At 53.3% G+C, this 16,575-nt stretch carries 14 protein-coding genes; 4 read left to right on the forward strand and 10 right to left on the reverse strand.

The features are described from left to right. Positions 1 to 235: 235 nt before the first annotated feature. Together ettA and Q4579_RS00665 are read left to right on the forward strand one after the other, a co-directional pair. Complete coding sequence (gene ettA / locus Q4579_RS00660) at positions 236 to 1,903, forward strand: energy-dependent translational throttle protein EttA (protein ID WP_303560857.1); 1,668 nt, start codon at positions 236 to 238, stop codon at positions 1,901 to 1,903. Positions 1,904 to 2,224: 321 nt separating this feature from the next. Continuing rightward, positions 2,225 to 2,596, forward strand: a complete 372-nt coding sequence (locus Q4579_RS00665; RefSeq protein ID WP_303561149.1) for a PilZ domain-containing protein — start codon at positions 2,225 to 2,227, stop codon at positions 2,594 to 2,596. Between the two features lie 3 nt (positions 2,597 to 2,599). Here Q4579_RS00665 and radA read toward each other — a convergent pair whose 3' ends face one another. After that, the gene (gene radA, locus Q4579_RS00670; protein ID WP_211647261.1) at positions 2,600 to 3,991 is read right to left on the reverse strand and encodes a DNA repair protein RadA; all 1,392 of its coding nucleotides are present in this window, start codon (positions 3,989 to 3,991) and stop codon (positions 2,600 to 2,602) included. 187 nt (positions 3,992 to 4,178) lie between these two features. Between radA and Q4579_RS00675 the strand changes: the two genes are divergently transcribed. Then, positions 4,179 to 6,551 (forward strand): PilZ domain-containing protein, encoded by a 2,373-nt coding sequence (locus Q4579_RS00675; protein ID WP_303560858.1) that lies wholly within the window; start codon positions 4,179 to 4,181, stop codon positions 6,549 to 6,551. 109 nt (positions 6,552 to 6,660) lie between these two features. Here the strand turns inward: Q4579_RS00675 and serB are convergent, their stop codons facing one another. Next, complete coding sequence (gene serB, locus Q4579_RS00680; RefSeq protein WP_303560860.1) at positions 6,661 to 7,611, reverse strand: phosphoserine phosphatase; 951 nt, start codon at positions 7,609 to 7,611, stop codon at positions 6,661 to 6,663. A 113-nt stretch (positions 7,612 to 7,724) separates the two neighbouring features. Here serB and Q4579_RS00685 point away from each other — a divergent pair, with 113 nt between their 5' ends. Next, entirely contained in the window at positions 7,725 to 8,342 is a 618-nt protein-coding gene (locus tag Q4579_RS00685) for a YtjB family periplasmic protein (RefSeq protein ID WP_303560862.1), read from the forward strand. A gap of 240 nt (positions 8,343 to 8,582) precedes the next feature. Here Q4579_RS00685 and deoD read toward each other — a convergent pair whose 3' ends face one another. The 8 genes from deoD to Q4579_RS00725 all read right to left on the reverse strand — a co-directional run bounded on the left by deoD (position 8,583) and on the right by Q4579_RS00725 (position 16,387). Continuing rightward, the gene (gene deoD / locus Q4579_RS00690) at positions 8,583 to 9,308 is read right to left on the reverse strand and encodes a purine-nucleoside phosphorylase (RefSeq protein ID WP_211647257.1); all 726 of its coding nucleotides are present in this window, start codon (positions 9,306 to 9,308) and stop codon (positions 8,583 to 8,585) included. Positions 9,309 to 9,403: 95 nt separating this feature from the next. Then, positions 9,404 to 10,624, reverse strand: coding sequence for a phosphopentomutase (locus tag Q4579_RS00695; RefSeq protein ID WP_303560863.1), 1,221 nt, complete (start codon positions 10,622 to 10,624; stop codon positions 9,404 to 9,406). 12 nt (positions 10,625 to 10,636) lie between these two features. Further along, positions 10,637 to 11,968 carry a thymidine phosphorylase gene (deoA, locus tag Q4579_RS00700; RefSeq protein ID WP_303560864.1) on the reverse strand — a complete coding sequence of 444 codons (1,332 nt, stop codon included), beginning with the start codon at positions 11,966 to 11,968 and terminating at the stop codon, positions 10,637 to 10,639. Between the two features lie 150 nt (positions 11,969 to 12,118). Beyond that, complete coding sequence (gene deoC / locus Q4579_RS00705) at positions 12,119 to 12,892, reverse strand: deoxyribose-phosphate aldolase (RefSeq protein ID WP_303560866.1); 774 nt, start codon at positions 12,890 to 12,892, stop codon at positions 12,119 to 12,121. Between the two features lie 398 nt (positions 12,893 to 13,290). Then, positions 13,291 to 13,464 (reverse strand): XapX domain-containing protein, encoded by a 174-nt coding sequence (locus Q4579_RS00710; protein ID WP_303560868.1) that lies wholly within the window; start codon positions 13,462 to 13,464, stop codon positions 13,291 to 13,293. A gap of 443 nt (positions 13,465 to 13,907) precedes the next feature. Continuing rightward, the gene (locus tag Q4579_RS00715) at positions 13,908 to 15,197 is read right to left on the reverse strand and encodes a NupC/NupG family nucleoside CNT transporter (RefSeq protein WP_303560870.1); all 1,290 of its coding nucleotides are present in this window, start codon (positions 15,195 to 15,197) and stop codon (positions 13,908 to 13,910) included. Positions 15,198 to 15,408: 211 nt separating this feature from the next. Beyond that, positions 15,409 to 16,206 (reverse strand): TatD family hydrolase, encoded by a 798-nt coding sequence (locus Q4579_RS00720; RefSeq protein WP_368501946.1) that lies wholly within the window; start codon positions 16,204 to 16,206, stop codon positions 15,409 to 15,411. After that, positions 16,193 to 16,387: a hypothetical protein gene (locus tag Q4579_RS00725; protein WP_303560872.1), complete on the reverse strand. Its 195-nt coding sequence runs from the start codon at positions 16,385 to 16,387 to the stop codon at positions 16,193 to 16,195. The genes Q4579_RS00720 and Q4579_RS00725 overlap by 14 nt, the downstream gene beginning before the upstream one ends. Between the last annotated feature and the right edge of the window lie 188 nt (positions 16,388 to 16,575).

A 16,575-nucleotide genomic window follows, 5' to 3' on the forward strand; every position in this document is an offset into this window, starting at 1 on the left:
AAGTCAGGCGGAGGTCAGAATGCACAGGCGGCCCTGTTTTTCTGGCACTGTATCACTGAAATTGCACCGAAACTGTGGCAATGATTCAGCAGACAAAATCCCCCCCCCCATTCAATCCATTTCCTCAGGTCACCTTGTATTCATCTTAACCATCATTTTGAGACATTGCTGTTAAACTTAGGCCCAGAATGGTTAAAATACCCCTTTCTCCAATAATCAGAGATGACTTACGGAAATGGCTGAATACGTCTATACCATGTCGCGGGTGAGCAAAGTTGTGCCACCGAAACGACAGATCCTGAAAGATATTTCACTGAGCTTCTTCCCGGGCGCCAAAATCGGTGTACTGGGCCTGAACGGCTCGGGTAAATCGACCCTGCTGCGTATCATGGCCGGGATTGATTCCGATATCGAAGGTGAAGCCCGTCCACAACCTGGCCTGAATGTTGGCTACCTGCCGCAGGAGCCTGTGCTGGATGAAGAAAAAACGGTTCGTGAAGTGGTCGAAGAGGCCGTTTCTGACGTGGCTAATGCCCTGACACGTCTGGATGCCGTTTACGCAGCTTACGCAGATGCGGATGCCGATTTCGATGCCCTGGCAAAAGAGCAAGGCGAACTGGAAAGCCTGATTCAGGCCAAAGACGGCCACAACCTGGAAAACACCCTGGAGCGTGCGGCAGATGCCCTGCGTCTGCCGGAGTGGGATGCTCAGATCAAACACCTGTCCGGTGGTGAGCGCCGCCGGGTTGCGATTTGCCGTCTGCTGCTGGAAAAACCAGACATGCTGCTGCTCGACGAACCAACCAACCACCTGGATGCAGAATCTGTGGGCTGGCTGGAGCGCTTCCTGGTTGATTACACCGGGACCGTCGTGGCCATCACGCACGACCGTTACTTCCTGGACAACGCCGCAGGCTGGATTCTGGAGCTGGACCGGGGTGAAGGCATTCCATGGCAGGGCAACTATACGTCCTGGCTGGAGCAGAAAGATGCCCGTCTGAAGCAGGAAGCCTCTCAGGAGAAAGCACGTCAGAAAACCATCGAGAAAGAGCTGGAGTGGGTACGTCAGAACCCGAAAGGCCGTCAGGCGAAATCCAAGGCGCGTATGGCCCGCTTTGAAGAACTGAACACCACAGATCATCAGAAGCGAAACGAGACCAACGAACTGTTTATCCCGCCGGGTGAGCGTCTGGGTGACAAAGTCATTGAAGTCAGCAACCTGACCAAATCCTTCGGTGATCGCGTGCTGATCGACGATCTGTCTTTCAGCGTGCCGAAAGGTGCGATCGTGGGCATCATCGGTGCCAACGGTGCGGGTAAATCAACCCTGTTCAAAATGCTGAGTGGCACCGAGCAGCAGGATACAGGCAGCATTGAACTGGGCGACACGGTGACACTGGCTTCTGTAGAACAGTTCCGCGACAGCATGAACGACAACAACACCGTGTATCAGGAAATCTCTGAAGGCAATGATGTCATTCGCATCAACAACTTCGAGATCCAGTCCCGTGCTTACGTGTCCCGTTTCAACTTCAGAGGCAGCGATCAGCAAAAACGCATCGGTGAACTCTCGGGTGGTGAGCGGAACCGTGTCCATCTGGCCAAACTGCTGAAAGCTGGCGGCAACGTGCTGCTGCTCGATGAGCCAACCAACGACCTGGACGTAGAAACCCTGCGTGCACTGGAAGAAGCGCTGCTGGAATTCCCGGGCTGTGCCATGGTGATCTCGCACGACCGTTGGTTCCTGGACCGGATCGCGACCCATATTCTGGACTACCGTGATGAAGGTCAGGTGAACTTCTTCGAAGGGAACTACACCGAATACACCGACTGGCTGAAAAAGACGCTGGGTGCGCAGGCTGCAGAGCCACACCGCATCAAGTACAAGCGAATTGCCAAGTAAACAATCCAGAAAGATTGAACCGAAGGCTGCCTCTGGGCAGCCTTTTTTTGGTTCTGACATCAGAGTGATACCAATCAAAGTAAGTCAATGATCAGAAATAGCACTGGAAAAATGTTTGAGAACAAGGCGGATTTTTTAGATAAGTAGTGATTCTACAATCAAAAAATCTAACGCAGTTATCGAATATTTTAGCAAGCTAGGATGACCAGTTATTTACTGCGATTGGTATGAGAGCACTCTCAACAAAGCTTTTTCTCTATTTGGGTAAGCGGGCCGGATCGCCCTACACTCGAAGCATGGACCCCAGAGGACGCGCAGATGATGAAAGAACGACGTCAGTTTATCCGGATTGTGTATCAGGCACCGGCAACGCTGCAACAGGCAGGTGCGACATGGCACACTACACTGAAAGATATTTCCCTGCATGGCGTGTTGCTCTCCCGCCCCGTAGACTGGCCACAGCGCGAGGACAACACATTTGACGTCGATATCGTGTTACCGCAGACCGATGTTCATCTGACCATGGCCGCTGAACTGATCGAGCAGGACGAAACCACGCTGCGGATGAAAATCGCCCACATTGATATCGACAGCCTGTCGCACCTGCGCCGTTTGATTGAGCTCAATCTGGGTGATGATGCCCTGCTGCATCGCGAGCTGGAACATCTCACCGATCTGGCTGCAGATGAATAGCGCTTAAACGGCAACCCGTTCGAACGCCGTCAGTGCTTCCTGCAGATCTTCAACGGCAATGATCTCGATGCCCGGCAACGGACGGCTGGCGTTCGCTTTCGGAATGATCGCCCGGGTAAAGCCCTGCTTCGCCGCCTCACGGATCCGCTCAACACCATTGGCCGAGGGCCGGATATCGCCATTGAGGCCAATTTCACCAAACACCAGCACATCCTGCGGGATCGGCGCGTTTTTGAAGCTGGAGAAAATCGCCAGCAGCACGGAAAGGTCCGCCGAGGTTTCCTCAATTCGGATCCCGCCAACGCAATTGACGAAGATATCCATATCCGACAGCATCACGCCGCCGTGGCGGGCCAGCACCGCAATCGACATCGCCAGCCGGTTGGAATCGTAGCCCACACTCAAACGTCGCGGCACTTCGGTCAGTGACTGGTTGCACAGCGCCTGAATCTCCACCAGCAAAGGCCGGGTCCCTTCCCACAGCGTGGTACACACCGACCCGGCATGGTTCTTATTCGAGCGGCTGAGGAAAATCGCAGACGGGTTCTTCACCTGTTTCATGCCGGTTTCTGTCATGGCAAAGAAGCAGGACTCAGAATCGGCCCCGAAACGGTTCTTCGAGGTTCGTAATACCCGGAACTTTTCATCGGACGTTGACGACAGTGCGAACAAGCCATCGACAATGTGGATCAGCTGCATCGGACCGGCAACGTTGGAATCTTTGTTGATGTGGCCGACAATCATGAAGGTTACCCCTTCCGTCTTGGCAAACCGGGTCAGCGCAGCAGCTGATTCTTTGACCTGACTCGGGCTTCCGGCCGCCGACTCATTGTGCGCCACTGTCATGGTCTGAATGGAGTCGATAATGACAAATTCAGCTTTCTGCTCCTGCACATGATGCAGAATTTGTTCGACTGAGGTTTCCGCCACCACCTGAATCCGGTCGATGTTTGGTGTCCCCAGCCGCTTTGCCCGCTGGGAAATCTGATGAATGGATTCTTCACCCGACACATACAACGCCTCACGTGAGCCCGCCACAGAACCAATACTCTGCAACAACAGCGTCGATTTACCGGCCCCCGGGTCGCCACACAACAACAGTACGGAGCCTGGGACAATCCCGCCCCCCAGCACTCGATCCAACTCCGAAATTCCCGAACTGAACCGGGGCAGATCTTTGCTTTCAACTTCAGAAAGCTTCTGCACTTTGGTCGCCGCACCCGCATAGCTGTTTGCCGCACTGCCGTTGCCCGCCCCGCCCAGAGCCGATTTGGTTTTCGGAATGGTAAATTCGGTAATGGTGTTCCAGGCGGCGCAGGCACTGCACTGGCCCTGCCAGCGTGGGAAGTCAGCGCCGCATTCGCTGCAGACGTAAGCTCTTTTGGTTTTTGCCATGATAACCCTTGCATAACCTAAGCCTGTGAATGGCTGCTTTGGAAAAGAGAATCCAAGCAACAAAATGATGAAGAAACCGCCAGGACATGCGCCAGGCCAGACTTTCCGTCCACAAACTTATGACAATTTTCAATTTTACTGCACAATTGGAAATCATACCCGATAGAGACCTGTTGCTAAAACCACTATGTTGCTGGACGAATACAAAGGACTGATAGAACAACTGCTGCCCGCTTATGACAGCGAGGATTTCAACGATCTGTTTCAGCATCTAACCAATGATCTCAACGGCCCGACCCGGCTGCAGGTCAAAATGGAACTGAACCGCTTGATGGCACCGTGCAGGCAACCCGTTGATCTGCGAGGCAAAGTGAGTGGCGAATGCCGCCCTTATGAACTGCACGGCATGACGCACTGGCTGGATGATGTCGCGATGAATGTCTATCGTCGCCGGATCAAAGCCTACGGCGATCAATTCCGGGTCGGCGTTTATGAATCGCTGATGACCACCCGTAACAATTTCCGGGTGATGCGACAACAGCAGCCGGAGCCCCAGCAAGCCGTAGAGCCGGAAGCGCCTCAGGTTGAAGACGCCCCCCCTTTTTCAGCCGAACTTTTACGGTTTGGCTACCATCTGAACCGCAGTGAACAACGGATCCAGATTTCGACCCCGGTGGTGCTGAGTCTGCCGTATTCACAGGAAGTGAACGGAATTTCCGCCGATATCTCACCGTCGGGTGCCCGTTTTCGGGTCTCGTCCGCCTTCCGGTATGTTGAAGGCCAGATGGTAACGGCCTATTTCCCGGAGCTGGCCAAGCAACTGAAAGACGAGCGGTTAATGCAGGGCATGAATTACCGGGTCTTAGGTGTGACGCCGCATGACAATGAAAGTTTTACCTGGCTACGACTGGTGCTGGTGGCCCCCAATGACGCCATCAAAGATGCCATTGAAGCCAGCAGACAACAAGCAGCAAACCGCTCCCGGCGTAACTATGAAGACAAAATTATTCAAACGCGGGCCCGCGGCTATGAACACTGTTTTCTGAAACACACCAGCAGTATTCCCTTGTTTTTTGCCGGAACTGAACTGAAATACTGTTTACTCACCGAACACAATCGCCATGTCTGGGAACACTGGCATGACGAACGGAATCAGTCCGTCATCAATCATTTGTTGTCGGAAGAGCGGATCCGAACGCTGGGCAAAGCAGGCATGAGTCAGTGCAGTACGCTGATCTACAGCTTTACCCATCAGCATGAAGGCAAATCTTATTTTTATTCTGCCGCGCTGCCGGAAATGCGCGTTGAAGAACGTCAGCTGTTCTGGCACATCGGTGCTGCCCGCGACAGCTGGCGGGTGATTCGGCTATCGCTGTATCCCATCAGTCAGGATGACCGGAACCAGTTACAGGAAATTGCCCCGGAATTGCTGGATACCCTCTCGACCCTGACGCACATCGGGGTGCTTCAGGATTTAACCAACCGCGCGGGCCAGAACGATTACCGCCTGACCGAAAAACCGGCACTGCCAAGCAAGCAGTTGCAAGTGTTCCGTCACCCGCGCAATCCGGTTGCAGCAACCCGTGCGGTATATTTCGATCCCAAACCGCAGCGAAGTGAGTCCCGTTTTCTGTTCAAAACCCCGGTCGCGCTGGAAGTGCCCGCCACACCAGAACAGGAAGGAGGCACGCTCGTCGGTCATACCATTGATATTTCAACCCGGGGCCTGAACCTGCGGCTGGATGAACCCCTGATGGCGAAACGGGGAGATCAACTCAAAGTCACTTTTGATGAACTGCTGCAAATGGCCAAAGAGGCACCTTTACGGCGGATTCCTTATCAGGTTATCAGGCTGAGTCCGGACTGCCGCAATGTTCAGCTGACTGCTGGTCGTGGCGAAGATGCCGCCCGCAGCGAGCATTTCCTGCGCCGGTTAATCAAACACAACGAAGCAAGGCTGCCAGTCAGTGAAGAAATCATGCCGGCCGGTCCGCTGCTGCTGGCCATGCACCAGATGCTGCTGACCCGCCTGAACTGTCTGCCGTATTTCTGCGAAAAGGTTGAAAATCAGGTCAAAGTCCGGGCAATCGGGGCCAACAAGCCCTTACCGACCCTGGGTAAATTACTGCAGCAATCCGGAGACGAAAAACAACTGTCACTGGCCCCGATTTTCCAGCACCGGGTGAAACAGCTGTTAAGCGAAACCATGCGTCCCATCGCAGTCACGCAGCCCTATGTTCATGAGCTGTATCTGGCTATTTTGCCGCAACCCGGCCAGACGCCCAGAGTGATCAGCAAATTGTTCAGTGATTTTCAGACCGGAGAAAGCCGTCGTCAGTTTGCCCGGCAGGCACGTGAACAAGGGCATTTTCTGGCTGTCCGGATCACGGCGGTGCCGTTACTGGATCCGACCACGGCGCTGATCGCGCAGGAACTGGCCGAATTGTCCAGAGTCGCTATGCACCGGGCACGCTCGCTGGAAATCGAATTTACTTCTCTGATGGGCTTTGGTGAGTTTTACGATATTACCGATGAAGTCTTACTGAGGCTGGGGCTGTAACACGGGACGAGACCCCGGTTGTGCAGGAGGCACGTGACCCCGTGCGTTTCTATCGACCCATTGAGTCCCCGCACAAACGGGGACCCAATCGCTCAATAGCAGTGGCTGCTTACCAGCCAATTTTCTGAGGCCAGAGCGAAGCCGACAACAGGCACAAGACCCCGCCGAGATCGGCAAAGCGAACAGCCGCAGGCGCTGTGGCCACCACTTTGGGTTTGGCATGATAGGCAAGACCCAGTCCGGCAGCAGACATCATCACCAGATCATTGGCACCGTCGCCGACCGCCAGTGTATTGTGAGGTGCAATATCATAGGCTTCAGCCAGCTCAAGTAAGATATCGGCCTTCGCCTGGGCATCAACAATATTGCCCAGCACCTGACCGGTCAGCTTGCCGTCCACAATCTCAAGCTGGTTCGATTGCGCATGCGCCAGCTGTAGTTCTTCTTTCAGATAATCAGAAAAATAGGTAAAGCCGCCGGAAGCAATGGCAGTTTTCCAGCCGTACTGATGCAACGCTGCAATCAGCTCACGTATCTCCGGCATCAGGGGCAGTTGCTGACGCACCTGTTCCAGAATGTCGTCACTTGCTCCTGCCAGAGTCGCAACCCGCTCACGCAGACTCTGCTCAAAATCCAGCTCGCCCTGCATGGCACGCTCGGTGACTTTCGCCACCTGCTCACCGACGCCAGCCAGTTTGGCAATTTCGTCAATACATTCAATCTGGATGGCGGTCGAATCCATATCAAACACGGCCAGACCGGGTTGAGATAAATCAGGCAGATCTCTGAAGGGCGCATAATCCACCCGATGTGCTTCCAGTGCCTCAATCAAAGGAGCGGTCAACGGATTACGCAACAGCAGGACATCGTATTGGCCCACTTTCCAGGCGGCGATCACCGAGAACGTCTCACCGCAGTGATGTTCTATCCGGTCAATCCGCTCCGGAGTCAGCGCCTGGCTGTACACCACCGCCGAGACGTATTTCACGTCCAGATTGGTTGCAGCAACACTTTCCGGAAAGCGGGTATGTAGCGAAGTATGTTTTTTTATCGTCAGCACGGTCTCTCACATCCATGTCAATGCATTTTCAACTCCCCACAAAGTACCCTATTGCAATTTATCAGGGCAAGTCCCAATATTGGTTGGTTATTCTGATCAAAGAAGTCACGACTATGTTTAAGTTCAAAACTGTACGCATGCAGCGTATCTGGCAGTTTCTGGTACTGGTTTTCAGCTTTGCTGGTCTCATCACCATGCTGGAATATGGCGCCCGCCTGAATCAGAACAACTTCAACATGCTGAGTGAGCAGACGCAGTCGCTGTCCCGCATTATTGCCCGGCAGGCCGCCAGCACAGCAACAGACGATATTCTTGAAAATCAGCAGGACAAACTTCAGGCACTGGTGAACCGCATTTCTGACGAGCCGCTGATTCTCGATGCCAGCATTTATAATGTGGAAGGCACCCCGCTGGCACAAACCGAAGATGCCATGCCACTGGAACAGGTGTCCGGCCTGACGACACCGCTGTCGACTGCCAGCATTGGCCGCCAGCAGATTGTGCAGCCGGTACTGACGGATGACGGCCAGATCGTGGGCTATCTGCGACTGACGCTGGAGCACGGAAAGCTGGTTCAGCATGCCGCGGATCAAATCGACAATATGACCAACACAGTCCGCGGACTGGTTCTGGCCGCCCTGTTGATTGGCTTTATTCTGGCCTACACCTTCGGTCGCCGGAAAGATGTCTGGCATTTCCCATTCCTGCTGACCGCCAACGCGAAGGACTGATACCAATCGCAGTAAATAACTGGTCATTCTAGCTTGCTAAAATGTTCGATAACTGCGTTAGATTTTTTGATTGTAGAATAACTACTTATCTAAAAAATCCGCCTTGTTCTCAAACATTTTTCCGGCGCTACTTCTGATCATTGACTTACTTTGATTGGTATGAGCCGCCGACTCTGCCTCACAGCCACAAAAAAGACGACCCGCGGGTCGTCTTTGCGTTCAAGGGTGAACGATTCGAATTTATGCTGCGTCTTTGTCGCCCAGCAACACAGATTCCAGTGCGATTTCCATCATTTCCAGGAACGTGGTCTGACGCTCATCTGAGGTCGTCGCTTCGCCACGCAGAATATGATCGGACACAGTACAGATTGTCAGAGCCTTGGCGCCAAACTCTGCAGCCACGCCATAGATACCCGCCGCTTCCATCTCAACACCCAGGATGCCGTACTTATCCATGGTCTTGAAGAAATCGAAATCCGGGTTGTAGAACAGATCCGCCGAGAACAGGTTCCCGACTTTCACTTTGATGCCCTTGGCTTTCGCCGCTTCTACCGCGTTCTGCACCATGCCGTAATCTGCAATCGCTGCGAAATCGTGGCCACCGAAACGGATACGGTTCACTTTTGAATCGGTGGACGCACCCATGCCAATCACCACATCACGCAGGTGCACGTCATCACGCACTGCGCCGCAGCTGCCGACCCGGATGATCTTCTTCACACCGAAATCTTTCACCAGCTCTGTGGCATAAATAGAACAGGACGGAATGCCCATACCATGGCCCATCACAGAGATTTTGCGGCCTTTGTAAGTCCCGGTGTAACCAAACATATTGCGGACATTACACACTTCTTTCACATCTTGCAGAAATGTATCGGCAATAAATTTAGCGCGCAGGGGATCCCCCGGCATCAGGACAACATCCGCAAAATCACCCATTTCGGCATTAATATGTGGAGTAGCCATCTGTTCGCTCCTTAATCATTGTTGAGGTGCCCTGACTGTCTCCGGACAGGGCACATTGCGCATTCAGCGTCAGACTTCACCGCCTGGTCGCGCGGTTACAGGAAAGAAGTCCCGTGATCCATGGCAGACGTCCCAAAGTAGCTTGCCAGACTCTGACCGATATCGGCGAAGGTTTCACGACGTCCCAGAGAGCCCGCCGGAATTTTCGGACCACTCACCAGCACAGGAATGTGCTCGCGGGTGTGGTCTGTGCCCGGCCAGGTTGGATCGCAACCATGGTCCGCCGTGATAATCAGCACATCGTCTTCTTTCAGCTGTGCCAGCAGCTCCGGCAGACGACGGTCGAAATATTCCAGCGCTGCGGCGTAGCCGGCAACGTCACGACGGTGACCATAGGCAGAATCGAAGTCGACAAAGTTGGTGAAAACAATCGTCTTCTCACCCGCAGTGTCCATTTCAGCCAGCGTGGCATTAAACAGCGCTTCCAGGCCTGTGGCTTTCACTTTACGGGTGATGCCGCAGTGAGCGTAAATATCAGCAATCTTACCGACAGACACCACCTGGCCCTGCTGCTCGTCCACCAGCTTTTGCAACACGGTGGCTGCAGGCGGCTCAATCGACAGATCGCGGCGGTTGCCGGTGCGCTCAAACTGGCCTTTCGCCGGACCGATAAACGGACGGGCGATTACGCGGCCAATGTTGTAGTCTTCCAGCTCTTCACGCACGATCTGACACAATGCCAGCAGGTTATCCAGACCATAGGTTTCTTCATGACAAGCAATCTGGAACACGGAGTCTGCGGAAGTGTAGAAAATCGGCTTGCCGGTTTTCATATGTTCTTCCCCCAGATCATCCAGCACTTGTGTGCCGGATGCGTGGCAATTACCCAGATAACCCGGCAGCTTGGCCCGCGCCACAATGCGATCCAGCAGTTCCTGCGGGAAGCTGTTGCTGGTGTCCGTAAAGTAACCCCAGTCAAACAGAACAGGCACACCGGCGATTTCCCAGTGGCCGGACGGTGTATCTTTGCCTGAAGAAATCTCTGCAGCATGGCCATAAGCACCGGTGATTTCAGCCAGAGGATCCAGACCAGCAGGAAACTCACCGCAGGACTCTTCCGCCGCTTTCCCCAGCCCCAGACGGGTCAGGTTCGGCAGATTCAGCAAGCCACTGCGATCAGCATTGTCAGCACGACCTTCCGCACAAGCTTTGGCGATATGACCCATGGTATTTGAGCCAACATCTCCAAACTTGTGCGCATCTTCGGTTGCGCCCAGACCAAACGAGTCGAGTACCAGGATAATTGCTCTTTTCATCATTGCTCCAATTTAAACATCTTCAGCACGGATACGGCGGTAAACCTCAGGGGTTGCCGCTGGTGCCTGTTCTGTCATTGTGATTGCCTGACGGACTGCCTGGGCTGTTTCCTGCCACTGTGCTTCGCTGCGTGCATGGATCACGGCCAGCGGTGTCTGACTGTCTGCGAACTGACCCAGACGGATCATATCGGTCAGACCCACAGCGTCATCAATCGTATCGGTTGCCACTTTTCGGCCACCGCCCATGCCTACCACAGCCATGCCCAGTGCACGGGTATCCATCGCACCGGCAAAACCGCTCTGCGCCGCAAAAACAGGCTTCACGATTTCGGCAGTCGCCAGATAGTTGTTGTAGTTTTCAATTAAGTCAGCCGGACCACCCAGTCCGTGGACCATCTTGCCAAAGCGCTCTGCAGCCGAACCGTTATCCAGCACCGCCTGCAGTTTGGTACGCGCTTCCTGGTCATCTTTAGCCAGACCTGCATTCAGCAGCATGTCGGCACACAACGCCATCGTGACTTCAAACAAACGCGGATTGCGGTATTCACCGGTCAGGAACTGAACGGCTTCGCGCACTTCTACTGCATTACCAGCACTGGCGGCCAGCACCTGATTCATATCTGTCAGCAGCGCTGTGGTTTTGGTGCCCGCACCGTTGGCGACAGCCACAATCGACTTCGCCAGCTCTTCCGAAGCTTCATACGTCGGCATAAATGCGCCGGAGCCTACCTTGACGTCCATCACCAGCGACTCAAGCCCGGCAGCCAGTTTCTTCGACAGAATCGACGCGGTGATCAGTGAAATATTATCGACTGTCGCGGTAATATCGCGCGTTGCATACACGCGCTTGTCGGCTGGTGCCAGATCGCCGGTCTGACCGATAATCGCCACACCGGCCGACTTGGTCACCTGACCAAATACCTCGTTCGACGGCATGATGTTATAACCCGGAATGGACTCCAGCTTATCCAGTGTGCCGCCGGTATGGCCCAGGCCACGACCGGAGATCATCGGAACAAAGCCGCCACATGCGGCCACCATCGGGCCGAGCATCAGCGAGGTCACATCACCCACACCACCGGTGGAGTGTTTGTCGACAATCGGACCACCGAAGTTCATGTGGTCCCAGTTCAGCACCATGCCTGAATCGCGCATCGCACAAGTCAGTGCCACGCGTTCGTCCATGGTCATGTCATTGAAGTACACTGCCATTGCAAAGGCTGCGATCTGGCCTTCAGACACCTGATCTTTGGCAATGCCTTGAATAAAAAAGTTAATTTCTTCTTGGGTCAGCGCGATGTTATCGCGTTTTTTGCGGATGATTTCCTGAGGTAAGTACATAAGGTGCCTCGACTTGGCTTGGGAGCGGCACTCGCGCTTCATCAGCAGCTCGGCGGACGAGCACTGCCCCTCCCTGTATTGGGCTGTTTCCTGCAGCAGTCAGGACAACCGACTGCTGCAGACCAGTATCCGTAAGGATCTCGGAATGACTTAGTAGCCGCCTTCCGCTGCTTTATCGCCTTCACCCAGCGTATGCAGCAGATTTGCCAGCAGGCTGGATGCACCAAAACGGTAGTGCATGTTGTCAGCCCAGTCAGCACCCAGAATACGATCAGCCATGGCCAGGTATTGCGCCGCATCTTCTGCAGTCCGGACACCACCCGCTGGTTTAAAGCCTACTTTGTCCTGCACACCCATGTCTTTGATCACGGTCAGCATAATCTCAGCGGATTCCGGGGTCGCGTTCACAGGAACTTTACCGGTCGAAGTTTTGATGAAATCAGCACCCGCCTGAATAGAGATTTCAGACGCTTTACGAATCAGGGCAGGATCTTTCAGCTCACCGGTTTCGATGATCACTTTCAGCAGAATATCGCCACAGGCAGCTTTACACTGCTTCACCAGCGCGAAGCCCACGTCTTCATTACCCGCGATCAGTGCACGGTAGGGGAAAACCACGTCCACTTCATCTGCACCGTAAGCAACGGCCGCTTTGGTTTCAGCCACGGCGATCTCAATGTCGTCATTACCGTGCGGGAAGTTGGTCACAGTTGCAATGCGGACTTCCGGCGTGCCCTGCTCACGCAGCTGCTTTTTCGCAACCGGGATAAAACGCGGATAGATACAGATCGCAGCGGTGTTGCCCACTGGCGTTTTTGCGTTCTTACACAGCGCAATGACTTTGGCATCCGTATCGTCATCATTCAGTGTGGTCAGGTCCATCAGTTTTAACGCACGCAGTGCAGCAGTTTTTAAATCGCTCATGACTTTCTCCAGTCGAAATTGTTCTACCAAGTGTCCTGTTTGCGCCTGGCTGACCGATGTTCAATCGGCGATTGTAGCCACAGAGAAACAGAAGCGGACTTGACTCCGTGAAGACTCAGGTTCACCTTTCGGCACCTGATTGACATCCTTTTCACCGCGTAAGGGCAGTGAAGTCCCTTACCAGCCATCCAAAACACACCCTAATTCACAAAAATATCAGAATGCATTCACGCAGGTTTCATCCTCCTGCGACATTACTCAGCCATCTTACCAAGCGAAAATCAGCCAAACCATCACCTAAACGTTTCCCTGAGTGGATAATGTGTTGACTGAATGACCCTAATCTTTGACTGAGCGATTTCAGTGCTATTGACGGTCTCTGTCCGCACAGGTCCGATTTATCCGGAGAAAAATCGCTCGAGGATCCACTGATACAACTGCCCGCCTAAAAACACACCCACAATCCCCATCACCCCCGATAAAACCGGTGGCGCCGGAATAGGCAGCTTGAGTGCGGAAAACAGCAAACCAACAATAACGCCAGCCAGCAGCGCGATCATCACTTCGTACATTGCCTGCTCCTGTTGATTCGGTGGCCGCGTTGCAAATCGCCCACCATAAACCCACACAGAGTGTAGACCCAAGGCCATGAAGTGTCTGCTAAGGATGCGCGTCTGATACCGCAGAGGAAAGGCCGGGAGTGGGCATTTTTCGACTTTTTTCCGAAAATAAACCAGATAGTTACTGATTCTGTTGGCAGGGTCTGCAGCGGGAGGGACTCATACCAATCAAAGTAAGTCAATGATCAGAAGTAGCGCCGGAAAAATGTTTGAGAACAAGGCGGATTTTTTAGATAAGTAGTTATTCTACAATCAAAAAATCTAACGCAGATATCGAACATTTTAGCAAGCTAGGATGACCAGTTATTTACTGCGATTGGTATCAAGGCAAAACCAATAAAAACGCCGCGGCAATCAGCCGCGGCGTTTCAGAGATGAAGCGTTCTGTGTCTGTCTTACAGAGACAGGAACAGACCTGCAATGGTTGCAGACATCAGGTTCGACAGCGTACCTGCGGCAACGGCTTTCATACCGAAGCGAGCGATATCGTGACGACGGCTTGGTGCCAGACCGCCAAGACCACCCAGCAGGATAGCAATCGAAGACAGGTTTGCGAAACCACACAGTGCGAAGGAGATAATCGCTTTGGTCTTCTCAGACATCGCGACACCCGTTTCAGCAACGACCAGACCGCCATCAGCCACATCTTTCAGATAAGGGGTGAAGTTCAGGTAAGCAACGAACTCGTTCACAACAATTTTCTGACCGATGAAAGAACCGGCAATCTGTGCTTCATTCCAAGGCACACCAATCAGGAAAGCCAGCGGCTGGAAGACATAACCCAGGATCAGTTCCAGTCTCAGTTCAGGCATATCGAACCAACCACCGATACCACCCAGGATACCATTGATCAGCGCAATCAGACCGATGAACGCCAGCAGCATCGCACCCACGTTTAGGGCCAGTTGCATACCGGAAGATGCACCCGCTGCCGCTGCGTCAATCACGTTGGCAGGCTTGTCATCGTGCCCTTCATCATCTTTATCTGCGCCCAATTGATCCACTGGCGTTTCGGTTTCAGGTTTGATGATTTTTGCAAACAACAGGCCACCTGGTGCTGCCATGAACGAAGCTGCGATCAGATACTCCAGCGGAACACCCATCGACGCGTAGCCAGCCAGTACACCACCAGCAACAGATGCCAGGCCACCACACATGACCGCAAACAGCTCAGACTGAGTCATCTTCGGTACAAACGGACGCACAACCAGTGGTGCTTCAGTCTGACCGACGAAAATGTTTGCTGTTGCAGACATGGATTCGGCACGGGACGTTCCCAGTGCTTTTTGCAGTGCGCCACCCAGAATGTTAATCACAAACTGCATGACACCCAGGTAGTACAGCACGCTGATCAGCGCGGAGAAGAACACGATGACTGGCAGAACTTTCAGGGCGAAGACGAAACCACCGCCACCAAAAACTTCGAACATTTTGCCAGAAACCAGGCCACCGAACAGGAAAGAAATCCCTTCGTCACCGTAGCTAATCACATTAGCAACAGCTTGAGATGCACCATAAAGCACATCACGGCCGACAGGTACATACAGTACGAATGCACCAAAGAAGAATTGAATGGCAAACGCGCCACCAACAGTACGTAAATTAATTGCTTTGCGGTTATCAGACAGCAGCACGGCTACCAGCAGCAGCACAACCATCCCAACCAGGCTCATAAACAGGCTCATGGTTTATGGCATCCCTATAGTTAAATTTTGGCGTCTCGACAATTCGGCTCTCAAGGAGTCGGGCGCATTATACGCATGGCAACTAACAGCATGTAATGCACACGTCACACTTTGGTTGGCAACCGAGTGAAAGTTGAACATCAAGTGTGACAATGGTCACACGATAGTTCTACCTGATGCACAATAAAAAGCTAAATCAATGTCAGAATCTTCATTTTTGAGAAGGCAGTGCAAACAATTCACAGGCATTTTTGCTAGAGGCCCGCGATATGTCAGCAGCAGATTCCGACCGAAGTTCGGCCAACGCTTCACAAACCAAAGCCACTCTGTCGGGTCGATTCGGCTCTCCCTGAAAACCCGCCAGTGGCATATCTGGCGCATCCGTTTCCAGTAACAGTGCATCAAGTGGCAACTGAGCTATTGTAGTGCGAGTTTTGTTTGCTCTGCGATAGGTGATCGTACCACCTACGCCAATTTTGATACCCAGATCAAGAAGTTGATGGGCTTGCTGCAAACTCCCGCTGAAAGCATGATAGATGCCTCCCCGAATTGGCGGGCAGGATTTGAGGCAGGTCACTATTTCTGGAAATGCTTTTCGGCAGTGCAAAATCACCGGCAGGTTGAACTGATTGGCCAGCGACAGTTGCGCCGAGAGCCACTCGACTTGCTGGGCGCGATCGGCATCCGCAATGGCAAAATCCAATCCACATTCACCCACCGCAACACAGCGTGGTCCGGCCTGAGCCAATGCCTGTTCCAACCGGGTGAGCGTCTGCGGGCTGTGCTCTGCAGCAAAAAACGGATGCATCCCCAGCGCATAATAGAGTGCCGGTTGTGTTTCCGGCGACTGTTGCTCACATATCGCCTGAATGCGTTGCCAGTTCTTCTCACCGACAGACGGGATGACAATATGACTGACACCCGCCCGCTGTGCATCTTTCAGGTAAGCCGCCGGGGCCTGCGAAAAAGGCGCAAAGTCAAAATGGCAATGACTGTCAATCAAGTGCACGGGCCTGTTCGTCCTCTGTTTTCTGGGTCGCCTGACGTCGGGCTGCCCGGTTTGCCGGATGGCGGGCATCCTCTTCATCATAGCGGACCGGCGCACAACAACGGCGGTTTTCTGGGACAAAACCCATTCGCCCACACCAGGCATCATAACGTGCGACCCAGACTCGGATGTGTTTCAGCATGCGGGAATCCTGTTCATTTTCATCTGTCCGGATTATTTCAGGGTTTGAGGTGGAATCCTATCCCCTCTTCGTTTCGTCCTGTTCAGAGACACAGCGCCTAGCACACAGACAAAACCGGCATTTTTTTCTCTGTGGATGCCAGTTTTTCCCGCATTTCACATTCAAATCTGTCGTTTATGTTATTCAGG

The sequence above is a fragment of the Photobacterium sp. 1_MG-2023 genome (genome assembly GCF_030547945.1).
Classification (GTDB): Bacteria; Pseudomonadota; Gammaproteobacteria; order Enterobacterales; family Vibrionaceae; genus Photobacterium.

Coding starts and splice junctions, on each gene's coding strand:
- ettA (WP_303560857.1), top strand. CDS start 236: ATGGCTGAATACGTCTATACCATGTCGCGGGTGAGCAAAGTTGTGCCA.
- Q4579_RS00665 (WP_303561149.1), top strand. CDS start 2,225: ATGAAAGAACGACGTCAGTTTATCCGGATTGTGTATCAGGCACCGGCA.
- radA (WP_211647261.1), bottom strand. CDS start 3,991: ATGGCAAAAACCAAAAGAGCTTACGTCTGCAGCGAATGCGGCGCTGAC.
- Q4579_RS00675 (WP_303560858.1), top strand. CDS start 4,179: ATGTTGCTGGACGAATACAAAGGACTGATAGAACAACTGCTGCCCGCT.
- Q4579_RS00685 (WP_303560862.1), top strand. CDS start 7,725: ATGTTTAAGTTCAAAACTGTACGCATGCAGCGTATCTGGCAGTTTCTG.
- deoD (WP_211647257.1), bottom strand. CDS start 9,308: ATGGCTACTCCACATATTAATGCCGAAATGGGTGATTTTGCGGATGTT.
- Q4579_RS00695 (WP_303560863.1), bottom strand. CDS start 10,624: ATGAAAAGAGCAATTATCCTGGTACTCGACTCGTTTGGTCTGGGCGCA.
- deoA (WP_303560864.1), bottom strand. CDS start 11,968: ATGTACTTACCTCAGGAAATCATCCGCAAAAAACGCGATAACATCGCG.
- deoC (WP_303560866.1), bottom strand. CDS start 12,892: ATGAGCGATTTAAAAACTGCTGCACTGCGTGCGTTAAAACTGATGGAC.
- Q4579_RS00710 (WP_303560868.1), bottom strand. CDS start 13,464: ATGTACGAAGTGATGATCGCGCTGCTGGCTGGCGTTATTGTTGGTTTG.
- Q4579_RS00715 (WP_303560870.1), bottom strand. CDS start 15,197: ATGAGCCTGTTTATGAGCCTGGTTGGGATGGTTGTGCTGCTGCTGGTA.
- Q4579_RS00725 (WP_303560872.1), bottom strand. CDS start 16,387: ATGCTGAAACACATCCGAGTCTGGGTCGCACGTTATGATGCCTGGTGT.